Source organism: Anaerobacillus sp. 63XJN7_5_ISO-PGPR-S23-430, from assembly GCF_056173695.1.
This window is the reverse complement of the sequence record NZ_CM149686.1, coordinates 174,934-192,607: the sequence shown is the minus strand read 5'-3', so window position 1 is coordinate 192,607 and position 17,674 is coordinate 174,934. Positions and strand designations below refer to the sequence as shown.

Sequence of the window (17,674 nt, the reverse complement as noted above, 5' to 3'; positions counted from 1 at the left end):
CATTTTTTTAGGAGACTTGTTGACATGATCTTATATTTCGCTTAATTGGAACCCCTATTCCCCGGCACGTATTGTTTGTCTTAATTACTTACTATCATAAAGGGAGACAAAGTCAGTTACAACGAAATCCAAACGCGAATTCGGCATAGCACTTGTTGACATGATTAAACAAAGCTATACTTCCTGTTAATTTTTATGATGAATAATCTAGAATGCCAGCATAAATAAAAAAACCCTCTAGACATCTAGAGGGTTACGAATGCTGTGGTTCTGCTTCATTATGAATATGTGTTTTTTCTTTTGTTTTCCGTTCCCATAGAATCGTTAAACTAATGAACGTCACGAGAATTGTTGCCCCCATATCAGACAGTATCGCAATCCATAGCGTTAATAACCCAGGAATAGTAAGCAGTAAAGCAATCATTTTTAAGCCAAGGGCTAACGCAATATTAACCCGTATCGTTCGATTCACTCGTTTAGCGATCGAGACCGCTTCAGGCAGTTTTCCTAAGTGATCCTGCATCAATACGATATCGGCTGTTTCAATCGCGCTATCTGTCCCTTTTCCCATAGCGATTCCAAGGTCAGCTGAAGCAAGAGCCGGAGCATCATTAATCCCGTCACCGATCATGGCTACTTTACCTTCTGTTGTTAATTCTTTCACCTTAGCCACTTTGTCTTCAGGTAAGAGACCTCCGAAATAAGAACGTACGCCAACACGTTTTGCCACTTTCTCAGCTGTTTTCTCATGATCTCCTGTTAACATCACCGTATTCTTAATACCTACATGATGTAAAGCGCGAATAACAGACTCACTTTCCTCTCTAATTTCATCTGCAACTCCAAATATCCCAAGAATATGTTTCTCATCGGCTACAAGGACCAGCGTTAACCCATCATGTTTCATCGCATCAATCGATGTTCTCACATCCTCAGAGATGGTTACATGTTGAACACTTTTTTCATTTCCTACCCAATGTCTTTTTCCATTAATGTCGGCTATGATCCCCTGCCCTGATATCGTTTCGATATTTGTTGCTTCGATTTCACGATAAGGAAAGCTATTTACTTTTGTCATGATTGCTTTTGCTAACGGATGTGAAGAATGTTTCTCAACCGCTGCCGCTACTGATAAGAAATGCTCCTGGTCATAAACTTTATATTTCTCCACATAAGGTAGCCCTTTTGTAAGCGTACCGGTTTTATCAAAAGCGAGCGTATCAATTTTTCCTAGCTGTTCAAGATAAACAGATCCTTTTACGAGAATACCGTTACGCGCATTTCGAGTAATACCCGAGATGTTGGCAATCGGTGATGAAAGAATAAGTGCACATGGACATCCTACAATAAGCACTGCAAGTCCCTGGTAAAACCACTCACTAAAAGCCCCTCCGAACAATAAAGGCGGAACAAGCATCACGAGTGCTGAGATAAGCATAATAATCGGTGTGTAATACTTTGAGAAACGATTAATAAATAATTCCGTAGGTGTTTTTGTTTCCTGAGCTTCTTCAACTAAATGCAATATTTTTGCTAGTGAGGAATCCTCATAAGCTTTCGTGATTTTCACACGAAGAATTCCTTCATTATTTATACTTCCGCCATAAACAGACTCATTAGCACTTTTTTCAACCGGCATAGCTTCTCCAGTAATAGCCGCTTCGTTCACTGAACTATAGCCAGATTCGACGATTCCATCTGATGGAATTTTTGCGCCAGATTTGACCAAAACAATGTCGTTCACTTTTAGATCCTGAATCGAAACGATTTCTTCTCTTCCCTCTCGAATACGAAGGGCTTCCTTCGGCGCAATTTCTAGTAAGGACTCCATAGACTTTCTTGCCTTCTCCATACCTAGGCCTTCTAAATATTCATTCAGTCCAAATAGGATTGCAACAAGCGTGCCTTCCTTCCACTCTCCAATAGAGACTGCACCTATTAAAGCAATAGTCATCAACGTCTCAATATTAAATGTCAGTTTTATTAAGTTCTGTAGACCTTTAATAAACGTTTGATAGCCACTTAAAATAATGGCAATTAAATAGAAAGGAATAGCTGGTATGTTTGTAAATCCATCTAAAAGAAGAGCAGCAGCGAAAATCGCTGATGAGATAGCAAGGAGCCACTTCCCGTTGTTGTCACCCTTACTATGTTCATGGGCATGTCCATTTCCGTTTTTAATCAATGATGCGTGATCTGAAGCAAGAATTTTCTCAACTTGTTCAAGATTCACTCTCTCATCTAGCTTTAATTTACCGGAATTATATTGAATTTGAGCGGATTCTCCGTATTCAAGTTTTTGAATCTGTTGTTCCATTCCCGCTGCACAATTTGGACAGGATAAACCTGTCAAACGATATTCTTCCATCGATGGGAACTCCTTTCTTATGTGGTTTATTTATTTTATTCAATATATGAGCATGTGTTCATATTAGTCTATGTACAATTTTACTGAATTTTATATATGTTGTCAAAAGAGTTTATGAGTCACCTCAAGGTAAATAGCCAGTAAAAGTATTCCCAGACTTGTATATAAGTACAACTCCCGATTTAAAACTCTTCCAACAACATGACCGATCATTTCATGAAGGGCTACATATGATAAAGATCCAATAGCTACGCCCATAAAGAGACCATTTAGTAGATGCGATTGATAAGAAACCATACCGAACCAGGCCGATAGCGTTAAAATAATTGTTACAGAGCTTGCTGCTAAGATCACAAACAACCGATGTAATCCGTTCATTCGAGTGAGTATATACAAAGCCACTCCCTCTGGTAAGTGATGGATAAATAAAGATAGCAGTAATGACATGCCAATTCCGCTACTAACTGACGTCATTCCAAGAGCGATCCCGACTGGGATATTGTGCGAGATGACAGCAAGAACGAAAGCAAACACTGGAAGGTAACTCTTGTCTTGAAACTTCCTGTGAACCACTTGCTCTGTCCAAATAAAGAAAAGAACAGAAAGCGACGCACCTGCAAGTAGTGCCCAAAACGAATACGAACGAACGCTTTCTGGTATCAGTTCAAAGGAAATCACGCCGATGAGCATACCACCACAAATCAGATAAAGAGCTTCCAAACGATGTTGATAATAGGTAAATGCCACCTTCCCTGCAGTAGCTCCTATCAAAAGACCCCCGAAGCCTATCATAAATAAACTTGTGAACAGTGAAGTGTTCATTGGCGTCTTTCCCTCCTCAAAGATAAGCTTATTCTTCCACTTGTCCTATTAGCGAATTTTATTATCAAGAAACGAAAGTTATGAATTTAAAAAGCCGAAGAAAGGATTCACTCCCTTCTTCGGCTTCTTATTTAGACAATGTCATATCCCTGTTCTTCAACCGCTTCATTCATTTCCGAAACGCTAACGCTAGAAGCATTGTAAGAAACTTTTGCCGTTCCTTCTTCTACGTTCACATTTACTTCTGAAACCCCTTCAAGTTCCTGTAAAGCAGTTGTTACTGCTGCTTTACAATGTTCACATGTCATTCCTTCAATTTTTAATGTTGTTTGTTCCATCGTGATTCTCCTCTCAATGAATTATAGTTTCACTCGCTTCAAACGAAGGGAATTGGTTACGACTGATACAGAGCTGAAGGCCATAGCAGCCCCCGCAACCCAAGGTGCTAGTAAACCAATTGCAGCAATTGGAACCCCAATTGAATTATAGAATAACGCCCAGAATAGATTCTGGCGAATATTCCGCATCGTTTTACGGCTTAAATGAATCGCCTTTGCAATGTTTTCAAGATCGCCTCCAACAAGTGTAACGTCTGCTGTCTCAATGGCGACATCTGTTCCGGTTCCAATCGCCATTCCTATATCGGCTGTTGCAAGAGCTGGCGCATCGTTAATGCCATCCCCTACCATCGCCACTCGTTTTCCTTGCGCCTGTAACTCTTTTACTTTAGTAGCCTTTTCCTCAGGAAGTACTTCTGCAAACACACCATTTAGGTTCACTTGCCGCCCGATAGCTTCAGCCGTCCGTTTATTGTCACCTGTAATCATATATACATCGATTCCAAGGGATCTCATTTCCTCAATAGCACTTTTCGACGTTTCTTTCACCGTATCTGCAACAGCGATAATTCCCTGTACGCGACCGTCAAATGCAACAAACATGGCAGTCTTCCCGTCAAGTTCATATGTTTTCATTTGTTCTTCATGAGTGGAATAAGGAATTTGCTCTCGTTCCATAAGTTTTCGAGTCCCAACAAGAACCTGATTTCCTTTGACAGTAGCAACAATACCGTGACCTGGTATAGTTTGAAACTGCTCAGCTTCAGCTAAAGTAACATTGTGATTCGCGCCATATTGAACAATGGACCTTGCTAGAGGATGCTCGGAAGCTTTCTCAGCGGCAACCAATTGTTCGAGCACCGTTTTCTCATCGAGGTCAAAAGCAACAAAGTCCGTTACTTCAGGCTTTCCCTTTGTGATTGTACCGGTTTTATCAAGTAAAATTGCATCAATTTTATGAGTGGCTTCTAAAAATTCGCCACCTTTAAACAGAATCCCTTGCTCAGCACCCTTCCCAGTCCCTACCATAATAGAAGTTGGTGTAGCTAATCCTAGTGCACAAGGACATGCGATAACGAGCACCGCAATCCCCGCTTCAAGTGCCTGTGGCAATTTGTAAGGATCGACTAGTAAATACCAAACTAGAAACGTAATCGCTGCGATCCCTACCACAATAGGGACAAATATGCCTGAAATCACATCTGCTAAACGTTGGATCGGTGCCTTTGAACCCTGCGCTTCTTCAACAATCTTAATGATTCCAGCAAGAGCGGTATCTTTCCCCACTTTTTCAGCACGCATTGTTAAAGTCCCATTTTCATTAATCGTAGAGCCAATCACACTCGCCCCTACTTCTTTCTCAATGGGAATGGATTCACCTGTAATCATGGACTCATCTACGGATGAATTCCCTTTTTCCACGATACCGTCTACTGGTATTTTTTCACCCGGGCGAACGACGATTCGATCAGCTACCTGAACCTGATCGACAGGTACTTTCACTTCAGCGCCTTCCCGAATGACGCTCGCTTCTTTCGCCTGAAGGTTTAGTAATTTGGTAATGGCCTGCGTCGTTCTCCCTTTCGCTAGATCTTCAAATAACTTCCCTACTAAGATGAGCGTGATCAGAATGGCGCTTGTTTCGAAATAAAGCGACGGATTGTATCCTTCTGTCAAATAACTTCTGATTCCTTCAATAACACTATAAAAATAAGCGGCTGAAGTCCCAAGCGCAACAAGAACGTCCATATTTGCGCTTTTATTTACTAAGGCACGATAAGCCCCAGTGTAAAATGGAGCACCTATTACAAATTGAACAGGTGTTGCTAAAAGAAACTGAAACCATGGTTCCATAAGAAGATGAGGCACAGGAATAGCCAACTCCCCAGGTATATGGGCAAGCATCGTTAACAGAAGCGGAAGAGAAAGAAGAGCTGAAATCAATAATCGACGTTTCTTCTTCATAATTTCATCATCTTTATGGCTTTTTTGATTTTCACGATTCTCTTTAATCACCGCTTCATAACCAAGTTTTTTCACCTTCTGGAGAATGTCATCTAACGTCACTTCTCCCGGCTGATATTCGACAACGCCAGACTCTGTTGTTAAGTTAACCGAAGCAAGCTCAACACCCTTCGTACGATTTAAGCCTTTTTCGATTCTTGTGGAGCAAGCTGCACAGGTCATTCCGTGAATATCAAGCTCCACTTTTTCTTTCCGAACCCCATAGCCTAGTTTTTCAATTTTCCCTACGATATCTTCTGTCTTCACTTGATCGTAATCGTACAAGATTGTTGCTTTTTCCATCGTTAAATTGACGTTTGCCTCGACACCATCCATTTTATTTAATACCTTCTCGATTCTTGATGAGCAAGAAGCACATGTCATCCCCGTCACATCAAGAGAGAGTTGTTTCTTCGAATCCATCTGACTCACCTCTTTATTTAGAGAACTGCTGAATCACTTTCATTAATTCCTCTATTTGCTCATCTCCATTACCTTCTTGTATGGAACTAGCAACACACGTTTTTGTATGACGTTCAAGCAACGTATAGCCAACCTTTTTTAAAGCAGCCTGAATGGCAGACAGCTGAATAAGAATATCCACGCAATAGCGATCATCTCCAACCATTTTCTGAATCCCGCGTATTTGGCCTTCGATTCGCTTCAATCGGTTCTGCAGCTGCTGTTTCTCTTCATCCGTTCTCGGTTCAGTTGGCTTTTTATCCGGCTGTAAAGGGATGTTTAGTTCATCTGTCAATCCGATCATCTCCTCTAATTTAGCTTACTATCAATATACCCCCCTAAGGTATAATAGTCAACCAAAACACATGTAAAAGAATCCCACAACTTTGCAGGATTCTTTATGAAATATATATTGAATTAGCCTTCAAGCCACTTTCTCTTATCCCCTCTCAAGTGGTAATGTCATACATCGGATTCCTCCACCACCGTTTTCTAATTCATCTACCTCTATCTCAATAAGCTTCTTTTTACGAAGGGTAGGATGATTCTTAAGAATAGATTTATTTGTTTTCGTACTAATCAATAGCGTCTCAGGATTTAAATTCAAGAAATTAATATCTGCAACAGTATGTTTGATCTCAGAGGTCCATTCGACTTCATATCCATGTCGCTCTAAAAAATCACCCGTCATCTCATATCGAAAATCATTTTCGGTCACAACCTGTACAGGGAGATACCTCATATAGCTTTTCGCTATAAATATACTCTCTCCCGCTACATTACAATTCATATCAAGATGCATCGTATCTGGACGTCGTGGTAGATCAATAACACCGATTTCCTGGAACCCCGCATTAAAAATACTCCCTTGCAGTGCTTCTATACTTTCAATGCTTGTCCGAATCCCAGAATTAATAAAAACAGCATCCTTATTAAGTATCATGACATCTCCATATTCCAATGCCTTTAACTGATTATTTGATTGCATTTGAAACGTCCGCTCATCAAACCACTGTTGAAATAACCTGTGGCTTTGAAAATATTCAGGTCGCCTCATGGAAGTTCCTGCTGCTCCCGGAAGAATCGTCTTGCCAAATACACAAGCAAGATCACGTACAAAAATACGATTGATTAATTTTTCATTTAATAAAAGGTCTTCTCGTAATAAATGAACGGAATAATCAATAACATGAACGCCAGCATCCTCCATTGCGCGAATCATTTCTTCATGATTTTCTTGCGCCTTCTTTTGTTTCACTGCTTTTTCCCACTGTACATCTGTAGCAGTTTGCTGATCTGGTACATCTAAGTGTGAAGGAGAACAAACGACAACCGTTTTTAATTCTCCATATTCATTCCAACAATTCGGATGGATGTTCATTCAACCAAACTCCTTTATCATACATAGTCTCCTTACTTTCTCCTCATCCGAAGAAAAGATTCTCCAATTCAAGAAACACACATAAACACTGCCAGTGATTCTCAAACTAAAGAAGATAAGAGGGGGATGCAATAATGAGTAAATCGACAAATCACGAAAAGAAATTAACCTGGTGGCAAATGTCGTTTATAGGGGTAGGGTGTATTATCGGGACCGGGTATTTCCTTGGTTCTAGTATCACGATTGAAAAAGCAGGCTATCTCGTTTTATTGGCTTATTTTCTGGCCGCGATCGGCACATGGATTGTTTATGAAGCACTTGCGAAATTAACTGCTGAACATCCAGAAAAAGGGTCTTTTCGCACTTATGCAAAACAAGCTTTTGGCCAATGGGCCGGCTTCAGTAACGGCTGGGTATACTGGTCATCTGAAATGCTTATTATGGGAAGTCAACTAACAGCCCTCGCTCTATTTGCACAGTTTTGGTTTCCGAAAGCTCCTTTATGGCTCACCGCATCTGTATTCGCTTCACTTGGCCTTATCGTTATTCTTATCGGTGTTCAACTCGTAGAAAAAATGGAGAACGTTTTTGGGGTAATGAAGATTGCTGCCATTGTGATGTTTCTCGCTATCGGAATCGCCGCCTTATTTGGATGGCTTGAACCACAAAAAGGTAACGCTGGAATTGAAATCACGTCAAAAGACTTTCTCACAGGTAGCGCAATGGGTCTCTGGGTTGCCCTTGTTTATGCGTTCTATGCATTTGGTGGAATTGAAGTGATGGGACTGATGGCGAATGAGCTTGAAGATCCCAAAAATGCCCCAAAATCTGGAAAGATCATGCTTTTAGTCTTAACGTTTCTTTACGTAATGTCTTTTTTCGTTGTGTTAAAACTTATTCCGATCAAAAGCATTGATCCGAATGAAAGTCCATTTTTAACAGCTTTAACTCAATTTCATCTACCCTGGATCCCGCACGTATTTAATGCGATCCTCATTATTGCCGGTTTCTCCACTATGGTCGCTTCCCTATATGCCGTAACGACCATGCTAGTAACACTTGCTGAAGAAAATGATGCACCTGCCCTCTTTGCAAAGAAAAGCAGGAAGATTCCTCTCCCTGCTTTTGGTCTCACGACTCTAGTCGTCTTACTTTCAATTGTTGTTGCACTACTTTTACCGGAGAACATCTTTGAGTATTTGACGACAGCTGCTGGTTTAATGCTTCTCTATAATTGGATGTTCATTCTTTTTTCATATCGGAAACTAACCAAAACTACGTTTAAAGATCATTTGAAAATAGGAATCGGCGTAGTCCTGATCGGTACAGCTATTTCAGGAACGTTATTTGACCATATTAGCCGGGCTGGATTTTTGGTTAGTTTATGCTTTCTAGTTCTCATTGCCGGGGCAACTTTTCTGAAAATGAAAAGAAAACACAGTTAAGAGCGAATGCTCTTCCACTTGTTTTTCATCGCCATAAAGGGACACTTGGAAAGAGAAGAATCATCATCAGATAGAAAATATTGCTCCCATTCATAATTATCTTGTTGACCGTACCACTTCAAGGCGGGGTGAGCTGGAATCCCATCGTAAGAAACCAACCGTTGCCGGATCGCTTTTTTAAGCTTTTGACCAAATGTTGTTTCTGCATTAATTTCATCAAAAACCCATCTTGGTTGAAAAGCAATCAGAAAAGATGGAAATTGACGACTCTTTCGAACTTGGTGAGCTGGTGTCGCACAGAATGCAAAATACGGTTCTCCATTGAAGCAGAACTCCCATTTAGGATCATGTGGGTCTTTAGGGATATGTTCTGGCCACTGCGCCTCATCAAGCTCATGTAAACTGTTTAGTAGCGACCAGAATAATTCCTGGTATTGATCTACTTCGGCTTTTTGTTTCTGTAACGTCGTGGAGTCAAAAAAAACAACAAGAGAGGCATATTTCCCCGTTTCCCTCGCTACTTCCCCGTACTGTTTCAACAATGTAGCTAACTGTACACTTGCTACGTCTGTTGTAGGATCTTCCGCAAATCCAAATCGTAAATTATCTTGATGGAACCCCTGCTTCCCAGGAATGCAAGGGTAAGGTTGTTCACGATCTGATAACATCGCTCCAAAATGAGCAAATGCAGTTCGCTTCCAACCTTCCATTCCTTCTCCATGTTCATCAATCCATGATTTCGTATATAGTTCCAAACGGAATCCCTCCTTAACACTACACGCGTTATCCTATTAGGAGGGACAAAAAGAGGTGCCAGTCTATCCAAGGAACAACCTAACAGCTTGCATACCGAAATAGAGTCCAAATCCGATTAACGTGATACCGGATAAGATCGATATTCGCTTCAAAATAAATGGATTTACCCACGCTCGTGCACCTGCTGATGCACTCGCCATTGTGAGATCCCATAGGGTGATACCTAAAAAAATGCCCGTACTATAAAGAAACAGTTGGGCGGCACCAAACATACTAGATGTTTGGGCTAGAATCGAACCATAAATGCCAAGCCAGAACAAAATGTTCAGCGGATTTGAGATTGCGATAAAAAAACCAGTTCGAAACGATTTGCGGTTCGTTTCATATCGACCACTTGTCTGCTTAAGTCCAATTGAATCAGCCTTCACGATATTTTCAATTCCTGTATACGTTAAAACAAAAAAACCAAACAGCCAAAGAAATGTTTTCATAAACGGCGTCTCAATGACATGAGCAAGTCCAAAGTAAATGAGCATCATAAATACGCCATCCGCTACCATCGCTCCAAACCCTACTAACCAGGCATTCATAAAACCAAATCGAATCCCCCTGTCCAGCTGTGCCGCATTAATCGGTCCCATTGGAGCTGAAAGGGAAAGTCCTAACAATATGTAGCTTACAAAGATACTCATACGCCTCCACCCTTCTTCGTATTCGTATCATTGTATTCGGACATGCTTTTAAGTAGTCGCAAAAAGAGAGGCGAGTCATTTTTTAACAATGATAACCAAAAATAAAACGGCCCTCCCTAGTAAGGAAAGGCCGTTCTAATCAATCTATGGTTACTCTACCGTAACTGATTTAGCAAGGTTTCTTGGCTTATCTACGTCGCATTCTCTGTGTAGCGCTGCATAGTATGCAAGTAATTGAAGCGGTACAACAGAAGCTAGCGGAGTAAGATGCTCATGTACTTCATCAAGGACGATGGTGTCGCCTTCTTCTTCAAGGCCAGCAAGAGAAATAATGCATGGTGATGCCCCACGAGAAACGACTTCTTGTACGTTTGAACGGATGCTTCCATTTACGTGCTTCTGCGTAGCAAGAGCAATAACAGGAGTACCTTTCTCAATTAGAGCAATCGTACCGTGCTTCAATTCACCGCCAGCAAATCCTTCAGCTTGAATGTAAGAGATTTCTTTCAGCTTAAGAGCTCCTTCAAGACAAACGTAGTAATCTACACCGCGACCAATAAAGAATGCATTACGCGTAACTGAAAGGAAGTTACGTGCAACTGTTTCGATCATTTCCTTCTGGTCAATCATGGACTCCATCGCTGTTGCAACGATTCCAAGCTCCTGAATTGGGTTGAAATCAAGCTTAATGCCTTTTGCCTGAGCAGTATCGACAGCAAGTAGTGTTAGTACAGCCATTTGTGCAGTGTAGGCTTTTGTTGAAGCAACCGCAATTTCAGGGCCTGCATGTGTGTGCAGCGTATAGTCAGCCTCACGAGAAAGCGTTGATCCTGGAACATTCGTAATCGTAAGAGATTTAAATCCTTTTTTCTTCACGTTCACAAGTACGCCACGGCTATCTGCCGTTTCACCACTTTGTGAAATAAAGATAAAGAGTGGATTCTGTGAAACAAGCGGCATATTGTATAAGAACTCACTTGCGATGTGCACTTCAACAGGAACCTCAGCGATGTTCTCGATCAGCTGTTTACCAACAAGGCCAGCATTGTAACTTGTGCCACACGCAATGATGTAAATACGATCCGTTTCTTTCATTGCTTCACGAATATCTTTATCAAGTTTGATGTTATCATTCTCATCTTTGTACTTTGTAATAATGTTACGAATCGCAAGCGGCTGTTCGTCAATTTCTTTAAGCATATAGTGAGGGTATGTTCCCTTTTCTATATCACTTGCGTCGATTTCAGCTGTGAATGGTTCGCGTTCCATTACTTTTCCACTCATATCTTTAATTGTGACAGAATCACGCTTCACAATCACTACTTCTTCATCCATAAGCTCGATGAATTTACTTGTTACTTGAAGCATAGCCATTGAGTCACTTGCTACTACGTTGAAATCATCGCCGATTCCAACTAGAAGCGGACTCTTATTTTTCGCTACGTAGAGCGTTTCTGGATTATGATTGTCAATAAGTGCAAGTGCATATGAACCGTGAAGTTCATTCAATGTTTGATGGAAAGCATCTTCAACAGACATATTTTGATCTTCAACAAGAGTAGCAATAAGTTGAACAACTACTTCTGTATCTGTAGCACTTACGAAATTAACTTCGGATAAGAAGTCACGTTTGATTTGTTGATAGTTTTCAATTACACCGTTGTGAACAAGCGTGAAGCGTTCAGTTGAGCTCTGATGTGGATGAGCATTTACCTGACTAGGTTCACCGTGTGTTGCCCAGCGTGTATGTCCAATACCTGCTGTCGCTTCCACACTTGTATCCACTTTTTTTCTAAGGTCAGCAATACGACCTTTTTCTTTAAAAAGGTGGAGTCCACCGTCATTAAGAAGCGCAATACCTGCTGAATCGTACCCTCTGTACTCAAGCTTCTCCAGACCTCGTAATAGAATTTCTTTAGCATCCTGATTTCCAATATATCCAACAATACCGCACATGTAAAAGTCCTCCTTCAATTGAAGGAGCAGGCATACAACGGGGCAGACCTGCCCCTTCTTTTCCGATTAATAGCTTTTTTGTCACCATAGTTTTGCTTTTGTTCAGAAAGTCACCTCTCTGTTTTTCACAAAACCATTCGATTGTGGTGGAGCAATCGAGAGGTATCCGCCGATGATCGATAAACCTCTTCCTCGTCAACTGTTTTCTACCGTTCGAAAACAGTCCAGGCGCTTTTATATCAAAAGTAACCCAACTTCCCTCTCTTTCCCTTTTAGAATAAAAACCAAACATACTTCTATATTATATCAATTGTAAAAAGCTGGTCAATTCTTTTTTCTAGAACAAGTCGTTCTCGCTATAATTTGCTCTATTTTGACTCATTTTAATGAGAAAATCACTTGTGAAAATTCCCCTATATATAAAAATATGCATGGGTAGCTTTTTCCGTGCTTCCCATGCATACCTTTCGTACAAACTTTTCATTTTTGTCGATTACGCTCCAAGTTCTTCTTTCACCATAGATACAACGCGATCGACGTACTCATCACATAGATCTTTTGTAGGGGCTTCAGCCATGACGCGAACAAGAGGCTCCGTTCCGGATGGACGAACAAGAATACGCCCTTCTCCGTTCATGTCGCTTTCTACTTGCTGAATCGTTTCTTGAATACGCTCGTTTGAATCTACCTTGTTTTTATCTGTTACCTTCACATTCACAAGAGATTGAGGGTACTTCTTCATTTCTCCAGCAAGCTCTGACAACGGTTTGTTTGTCACTTGCATAATGTTAGCAAGCTGAAGTGCTGATAGCATACCATCACCTGTCGTGATGTGATCAAGGAAAATAATATGTCCAGACTGCTCTCCGCCAAGGTTGTAGCCTTCTTTACGCATTTCTTCCATCACATAACGATCGCCTACCTTAGTTTGAAGCGATGTTACACCTGACTCTTCCATCCCTTTATGGAATCCAAGATTGCTCATAACAGTTGAAACAACCGTATCATGACGTAAACGCTTTTGATCTTTCATGAATTTAGCGCAGATAAACATAATCTGATCGCCATCTACAATATCTCCATTTTCATCAACGGCAATAAGACGGTCTCCATCTCCATCAAATGCAAAGCCTACGTTGGCATTCTTTTCTTTCACAAATTCAGCCAGTGTTTCTGGATGCGTCGATCCGACACCGTCGTTAATATTTGTTCCAGTAGGATTTGTACCTATAGTGGAAATATCAGCTTCAAGATCAGCGAATAAATGAGCTGCAAGCGAAGACGTTGCACCATGTGCACAGTCGAGCGCAATGTGAAGTCCAGAGAAATCTTCATCAATTGTTTGTTTCAAATACTGAAGGTACTTCTGACAACCTTCGAAGTAATCACTAACGATACCTAGATCAGCACCTGTAGGACGTGGTACAAGATCCTCATCGCTATCAATAAGCGCTTCAATTTCTTCTTCCTGAACATCTAAAAGCTTAAAGCCGTCCGGGCCAAAAAACTTAATTCCGTTATCCCCAACTGGATTGTGGGAAGCAGAAATCATTACTCCCGCTTGAGCACTTAGTGCCTTCGTTAAATGAGCAACTCCTGGCGTAGAAATGACACCAAGACGCATTACTTCAGCCCCAATGGAAAGAAGACCGGCAACTAGCGCCCCTTCAAGCATATATCCAGAAATACGCGTATCGCGTCCGATTAAAATCTTAGGTTTCTCGGTCTCTTTCGTTAAGACATACCCACCGAGACGGCCCAGTTTAAATGCAAGTTCAGGGGTAAGCTCTGTATTAGCTATCCCTCTTACACCGTCAGTACCAAAATATTTACCCATCGTTATACTCTCTCCTTTATTATCGCGCAGTTCCAACTATTAGGAAGGACTATTCTCTATTTGCAGCGTTACCTTCTTGGATGAACCGGACCAGCGAACATAAGACGGTCCGTTCCATTGTAATTCAAGTTCATGTTCTCCCTCGGAAAGACCACTTGCATCAATATAAGCCTGAAAATCATCATTCTGAATATTTTCAAGCACGCTAGATACACCATATATCTTCATATCCGTAGATCCCGTTTCAGGTTCTGAAATATTTGCTGTTAACCCATCAGATACTCCAGTTACTTTAATTGGTACATCTTCAAATGCTTTTTCATCTTCTTTACCAACTTTAATTTTTGCTTCAACCGTTTCTGGATCTACTTTTTTCATTCCGTCCGGAACTGGTACATCAAGCTCAACCGTTGTATCCTTTGTTATTTTTGATAGATCAAGTGGAATACCGTCCAGAAACTCTAGTTTGCCAAGTTCCTCTTCAGGACCAAAGACAGAAACCTCCGAAGGTTCAAGGTCAATCGATGAGATACTAACACCGTCAGGAAGCTTTCCTTTTTGATCTAGTTTAATCGGCACCTTTTTGTAAGGGGCAGTAATTGGTACTTTTACATCAACTACGGCAGGATCGATCGATACCCCCTGTATTTCTTCCATATTCGCATCATACACATTTAGTGTTATTCTTTCATTAACTTCTTCTTTTGCACCGCTCACATTTACATAGCCTCTAACAAATGCAATTTGCTCAAGCTTGGAATTTGCACCAGTAACTGTAACGGTTTTAGGTGAAACGATCGGTTCTTCTGTCGCATACCCTTCCGAAAGCTCATCTTCCTTCAACAAGTTAATTCCAGCTTGAAAGGTACTCGATTTTTTCTCTTCAATCGTCACAGAAACTCTAACTGGATCAATCGCGACATCTACATTTTCAGGAAAATCTCTGTGTTTTACTGTAACAAGATGTTGACCTGGTGTTAAATTGCGCAAATCGACATAGACCTCTTTATTCGTTAACTTTGATAGCATTAAACCATCTGTGCGGCCTTCAACAATGACATCTACGGTTTCAGGTAAATCAGAAACCACTACGCTATCTTCATCGTATAGCACTTCAAGCTCCATATCTGGTAAACGTTCTGTTTCTGTTTGTTGAGTAAGTAATCCATTAGGATCAGTAGTAGACCCATCAGGCATCGCAACAATCGTGTAAAGCATGAGAGCGAGAAGAAAAGAGATGATTTTGACAAACCAGTTGCTCGTTAACAATTTGTCCATTACTTTTTCCCCCTCCAATTACTAAAGCGGTTGGAAGTCTCAGTCTTAGACACAGAAGGATTTAGCTCAGCATTAAGAAGATCACGTAATACCTCTTCAGATAAATTTCGATGAAGTTCTCCGTTCTTTGTCAGGGAAATACTCCCTGTTTCTTCAGACACAATGAGTGTTAGGCTATCTGTTACTTCACTTATTCCAAGAGCAGCTCTGTGCCTTGTACCGAGTTCCTTCGAAATAAAAGGACTCTCTGAAAGTGGCAAATAACATGCTGCAGCTAAAATTTCATCCTTCTTTAGAATAACCGCTCCATCATGAAGTGGTGTATTCGGAATGAACACATTAATTAAAAGTTCAGAAGTTAATTTTGCATTCATAGGAATACCTGTCTCTACATAGTCATTGAGACCTGTTTCCCGCTCAATGGATATTAATGCGCCAATTCTTCTCTTACCCATATAGGATGATGACTTAATAATGGCTTCCACCATTTTATTCGTCTCTTCCTCTTCAACAGCGGAGCGAGCAAACAATCGACCGCGTCCTAACTGCTCAAGTGCTCTTCGAAGCTCAGGTTGGAAAATAATAATGATGGCAAGTAGTCCATAAAGAACGACCCGCTCTAGAATCCAATGTAGCGTGTTCAGTTCGAAAAAACTACTTAAGAACCATGCGGCAATAATGACCGTAATTCCCTTAAGAAGCTGAACAGCCTTCGTGCCGCGAATAAGCATAATAATTTTATATATCACATACGTAACGAGCAAAATATCAATAATCTCAGTTATGTAATCAAGTACATTTACATTTCCAACAGGCAGCACGGCTCTTCCTCCAAACGTATTGTATTTAGCCTGAAGTTCACTTCTAGTGCATTGCTAAAATACATTTGTAACTTTTTAATTATATCATATTTTTGACAACTTCAAAAAAAGCACATCTCAATTAGTATGACATTTCATATAATTAGTAACTCTGTGATCAAATGTTGAGTTCGGGGGAGAAGAATCATTTTTTTACTACAGCAATAATTCACAAAAATAAACCGCCCTATAGGACGGTTTATTTTTGTTCATCATTTGTAAATACACTACCTATATCTTGAAAAAGGTGTTTCAGCTGAAACCACGTCCAGTCAAGAATATGATCCACCTCTTCGATTTCACCAGTTACCTGTCCAGCAGAGGCCATATACTGTTCTCCATTGATCACAAGAACATCACCTTTAACCTGTCCTTCAATTTCAAGATTACGGTTTTTTACTGTTAGATCTCCTTCAATGACTTCACCCTCAGGAACAATAACCGTATTCGTTTCCTGGTCAAATCTTAAATTACCAGAGAGCGCAGATAATTGATCCTCACTCGTCCATGATGAATAAACAGATCCTGCCATTAATACTAAGAATAAAATCGCCGCTGTTACGAATGGATGAGATTTCATCCATCGTTTCATCCAGACCGTGCGTTTCTCCTGTGGTAGCTGTTGCATTACCTTTGATGTAAAACCATCGGGTGCCTTCATAGAAGGTGAGCTGAGGAGAAACGATTCCGTTTTCTTCAGTTCTTCATAATGCTCTTTGCAATCATGACATGTCTTTAAATGATCAAATAGCTCTTTACGCTGTTGATCTGTAGCTTCTTCATCAAGTACATCATGCATAATTGCAACTATTTCTGCAGGGCATTTCATAGCTTCTCCCCCTTTCTTACTGCTCTCGAAGCTTCTTTCTAAGCGCTTCTCTACCCCGATGTATTCGGGTTTTGACCGTTCCTACTGGTAAATCCAGAATTTCACTGATTTCCTTTAGCGATAACTCCTGAATATACTTTAAAGTTATAGCACTTCGATACTTAGCTGGCAAACTTAGAATAGCCTGATGTATCCCATCCTGTGCCTCTAACGATACAACTTCATCATCAGGTAATGGTTCATCAGTCGACACTTGAGAATACATTGTCAGACCTTCCGTTCCCGAAATTTCAGCATCGAGGTAATAATCCGGCTTTTTCTTTCGCATACGATCAATCGATAAGTTCGTGGCTATACGATATAACCAAGTAGAGAATTTTCGATCAATCTGATAGCGATCAATGTTCGTATAAGCACGAATGAATGCCTCTTGAGCCACATCCTCAGCTTCCTGCCTGTTACCAAGCATTCGGTATGTCAAAGCAAAGACTCGATCTTTATAGAGCTCTACTAACTCCCCAAATGCATTATGGTCCCCTTTTCTTACTTTCAACACGATTCTTTTTACGATTGCATCCATTTTTTCAACCCCCGCTGATTCCTGCGGCTATTATAGTTACGTATCAGGAAAAACAAAGTTTCACTT

At 40.7% G+C, this 17,674-nt stretch carries 15 protein-coding genes; 1 reads left to right on the top strand and 14 read right to left on the bottom strand.

Annotated elements, in window-relative coordinates:
* Nucleotides 1-253: 253 nt before the first annotated feature.
* From AC0VYJ_RS01085 to AC0VYJ_RS01060, 6 genes are all read right to left on the bottom strand, one after another.
* The gene (locus AC0VYJ_RS01085; protein ID WP_475366301.1) at nt 254-2,368 is read right to left on the bottom strand and encodes a heavy metal translocating P-type ATPase; all 2,115 of its coding nucleotides are present in this window, start codon (nt 2,366-2,368) and stop codon (nt 254-256) included.
* A 102-nt stretch (nt 2,369-2,470) separates the two neighbouring features.
* The gene (locus tag AC0VYJ_RS01080) at nt 2,471-3,190 is read right to left on the bottom strand and encodes a ZIP family metal transporter (protein WP_475366300.1); all 720 of its coding nucleotides are present in this window, start codon (nt 3,188-3,190) and stop codon (nt 2,471-2,473) included.
* A 131-nt stretch (nt 3,191-3,321) separates the two neighbouring features.
* Nucleotides 3,322-3,528, bottom strand: a complete 207-nt coding sequence (gene copZ, locus AC0VYJ_RS01075) for a copper chaperone CopZ (protein ID WP_475366299.1) — start codon at nt 3,526-3,528, stop codon at nt 3,322-3,324.
* A 21-nt stretch (nt 3,529-3,549) separates the two neighbouring features.
* On the bottom strand, nt 3,550-5,955 hold the full coding sequence (locus tag AC0VYJ_RS01070; RefSeq protein ID WP_475366298.1) for a heavy metal translocating P-type ATPase: 2,406 nt from the start codon (nt 5,953-5,955) through the stop codon (nt 3,550-3,552).
* Between the two features lie 13 nt (nt 5,956-5,968).
* Nucleotides 5,969-6,298: a metal-sensing transcriptional repressor gene (locus AC0VYJ_RS01065; RefSeq protein ID WP_303535692.1), complete on the bottom strand. Its 330-nt coding sequence runs from the start codon at nt 6,296-6,298 to the stop codon at nt 5,969-5,971.
* Between the two features lie 135 nt (nt 6,299-6,433).
* Nucleotides 6,434-7,375 (bottom strand): arginine deiminase family protein, encoded by a 942-nt coding sequence (locus tag AC0VYJ_RS01060; RefSeq protein WP_430246632.1) that lies wholly within the window; start codon nt 7,373-7,375, stop codon nt 6,434-6,436.
* Nucleotides 7,376-7,509: 134 nt separating this feature from the next.
* On the opposite strand from AC0VYJ_RS01060, the gene AC0VYJ_RS01055 reads away from it, so the two are divergent.
* The gene (locus AC0VYJ_RS01055; RefSeq protein WP_475366297.1) at nt 7,510-8,820 is read left to right on the top strand and encodes an amino acid permease; all 1,311 of its coding nucleotides are present in this window, start codon (nt 7,510-7,512) and stop codon (nt 8,818-8,820) included.
* On the opposite strand, the gene AC0VYJ_RS01050 is transcribed toward AC0VYJ_RS01055, so the two are convergent.
* The 8 genes from AC0VYJ_RS01050 to sigW form a co-directional block, all read right to left on the bottom strand.
* Nucleotides 8,817-9,575 carry a YqcI/YcgG family protein gene (locus AC0VYJ_RS01050; protein ID WP_242057456.1) on the bottom strand — a complete coding sequence of 253 codons (759 nt, stop codon included), beginning with the start codon at nt 9,573-9,575 and terminating at the stop codon, nt 8,817-8,819. The two genes, AC0VYJ_RS01055 and AC0VYJ_RS01050, sit on opposite strands and share 4 nt — an antisense overlap.
* 63 nt (nt 9,576-9,638) lie before the next feature.
* Nucleotides 9,639-10,268, bottom strand: coding sequence for a LysE family transporter (locus tag AC0VYJ_RS01045; protein WP_303535682.1), 630 nt, complete (start codon nt 10,266-10,268; stop codon nt 9,639-9,641).
* 150 nt (nt 10,269-10,418) lie between these two features.
* Nucleotides 10,419-12,224 (bottom strand): glutamine--fructose-6-phosphate transaminase (isomerizing), encoded by a 1,806-nt coding sequence (glmS, locus tag AC0VYJ_RS01040; protein ID WP_194222541.1) that lies wholly within the window; start codon nt 12,222-12,224, stop codon nt 10,419-10,421.
* Between the two features lie 493 nt (nt 12,225-12,717).
* Complete coding sequence (gene glmM, locus AC0VYJ_RS01035; RefSeq protein ID WP_194222542.1) at nt 12,718-14,061, bottom strand: phosphoglucosamine mutase; 1,344 nt, start codon at nt 14,059-14,061, stop codon at nt 12,718-12,720.
* Between the two features lie 39 nt (nt 14,062-14,100).
* Nucleotides 14,101-15,339, bottom strand: a complete 1,239-nt coding sequence (locus tag AC0VYJ_RS01030) for a CdaR family protein (protein WP_475366296.1) — start codon at nt 15,337-15,339, stop codon at nt 14,101-14,103.
* Complete coding sequence (gene cdaA / locus AC0VYJ_RS01025; protein WP_194222558.1) at nt 15,339-16,157, bottom strand: diadenylate cyclase CdaA; 819 nt, start codon at nt 16,155-16,157, stop codon at nt 15,339-15,341. Before cdaA ends, AC0VYJ_RS01030 begins: the two co-directional genes overlap by 1 nt.
* A 241-nt stretch (nt 16,158-16,398) precedes the next feature.
* Nucleotides 16,399-17,028, bottom strand: coding sequence for an anti-sigma factor family protein (locus tag AC0VYJ_RS01020; RefSeq protein ID WP_303535674.1), 630 nt, complete (start codon nt 17,026-17,028; stop codon nt 16,399-16,401).
* 16 nt (nt 17,029-17,044) lie between these two features.
* The gene (gene sigW / locus AC0VYJ_RS01015; RefSeq protein WP_194222545.1) at nt 17,045-17,608 is read right to left on the bottom strand and encodes an RNA polymerase sigma factor SigW; all 564 of its coding nucleotides are present in this window, start codon (nt 17,606-17,608) and stop codon (nt 17,045-17,047) included.
* Nucleotides 17,609-17,674: the final 66 nt, after the last annotated feature.

Bases quoted from the DNA above. Each gene is read 5' to 3' on its own strand.
- AC0VYJ_RS01055 (WP_475366297.1), top strand. From the start codon at position 7,510: ATGAGTAAATCGACAAATCACGAAAAGAAATTAACCTGGTGGCAAATG.
- AC0VYJ_RS01045 (WP_303535682.1), bottom strand. From the start codon at position 10,268: ATGAGTATCTTTGTAAGCTACATATTGTTAGGACTTTCCCTTTCAGCT.
- sigW (WP_194222545.1), bottom strand. From the start codon at position 17,608: ATGGATGCAATCGTAAAAAGAATCGTGTTGAAAGTAAGAAAAGGGGAC.
- AC0VYJ_RS01080 (WP_475366300.1), bottom strand. From the start codon at position 3,190: ATGAACACTTCACTGTTCACAAGTTTATTTATGATAGGCTTCGGGGGT.
- AC0VYJ_RS01030 (WP_475366296.1), bottom strand. From the start codon at position 15,339: ATGGACAAATTGTTAACGAGCAACTGGTTTGTCAAAATCATCTCTTTT.
- AC0VYJ_RS01070 (WP_475366298.1), bottom strand. From the start codon at position 5,955: ATGGATTCGAAGAAACAACTCTCTCTTGATGTGACGGGGATGACATGT.
- copZ (WP_475366299.1), bottom strand. From the start codon at position 3,528: ATGGAACAAACAACATTAAAAATTGAAGGAATGACATGTGAACATTGT.
- AC0VYJ_RS01020 (WP_303535674.1), bottom strand. From the start codon at position 17,028: ATGAAATGCCCTGCAGAAATAGTTGCAATTATGCATGATGTACTTGAT.
- glmM (WP_194222542.1), bottom strand. From the start codon at position 14,061: ATGGGTAAATATTTTGGTACTGACGGTGTAAGAGGGATAGCTAATACA.
- AC0VYJ_RS01085 (WP_475366301.1), bottom strand. From the start codon at position 2,368: ATGGAAGAATATCGTTTGACAGGTTTATCCTGTCCAAATTGTGCAGCG.
- glmS (WP_194222541.1), bottom strand. From the start codon at position 12,224: ATGTGCGGTATTGTTGGATATATTGGAAATCAGGATGCTAAAGAAATT.
- AC0VYJ_RS01060 (WP_430246632.1), bottom strand. From the start codon at position 7,375: ATGAACATCCATCCGAATTGTTGGAATGAATATGGAGAATTAAAAACG.
- AC0VYJ_RS01065 (WP_303535692.1), bottom strand. From the start codon at position 6,298: ATGATCGGATTGACAGATGAACTAAACATCCCTTTACAGCCGGATAAA.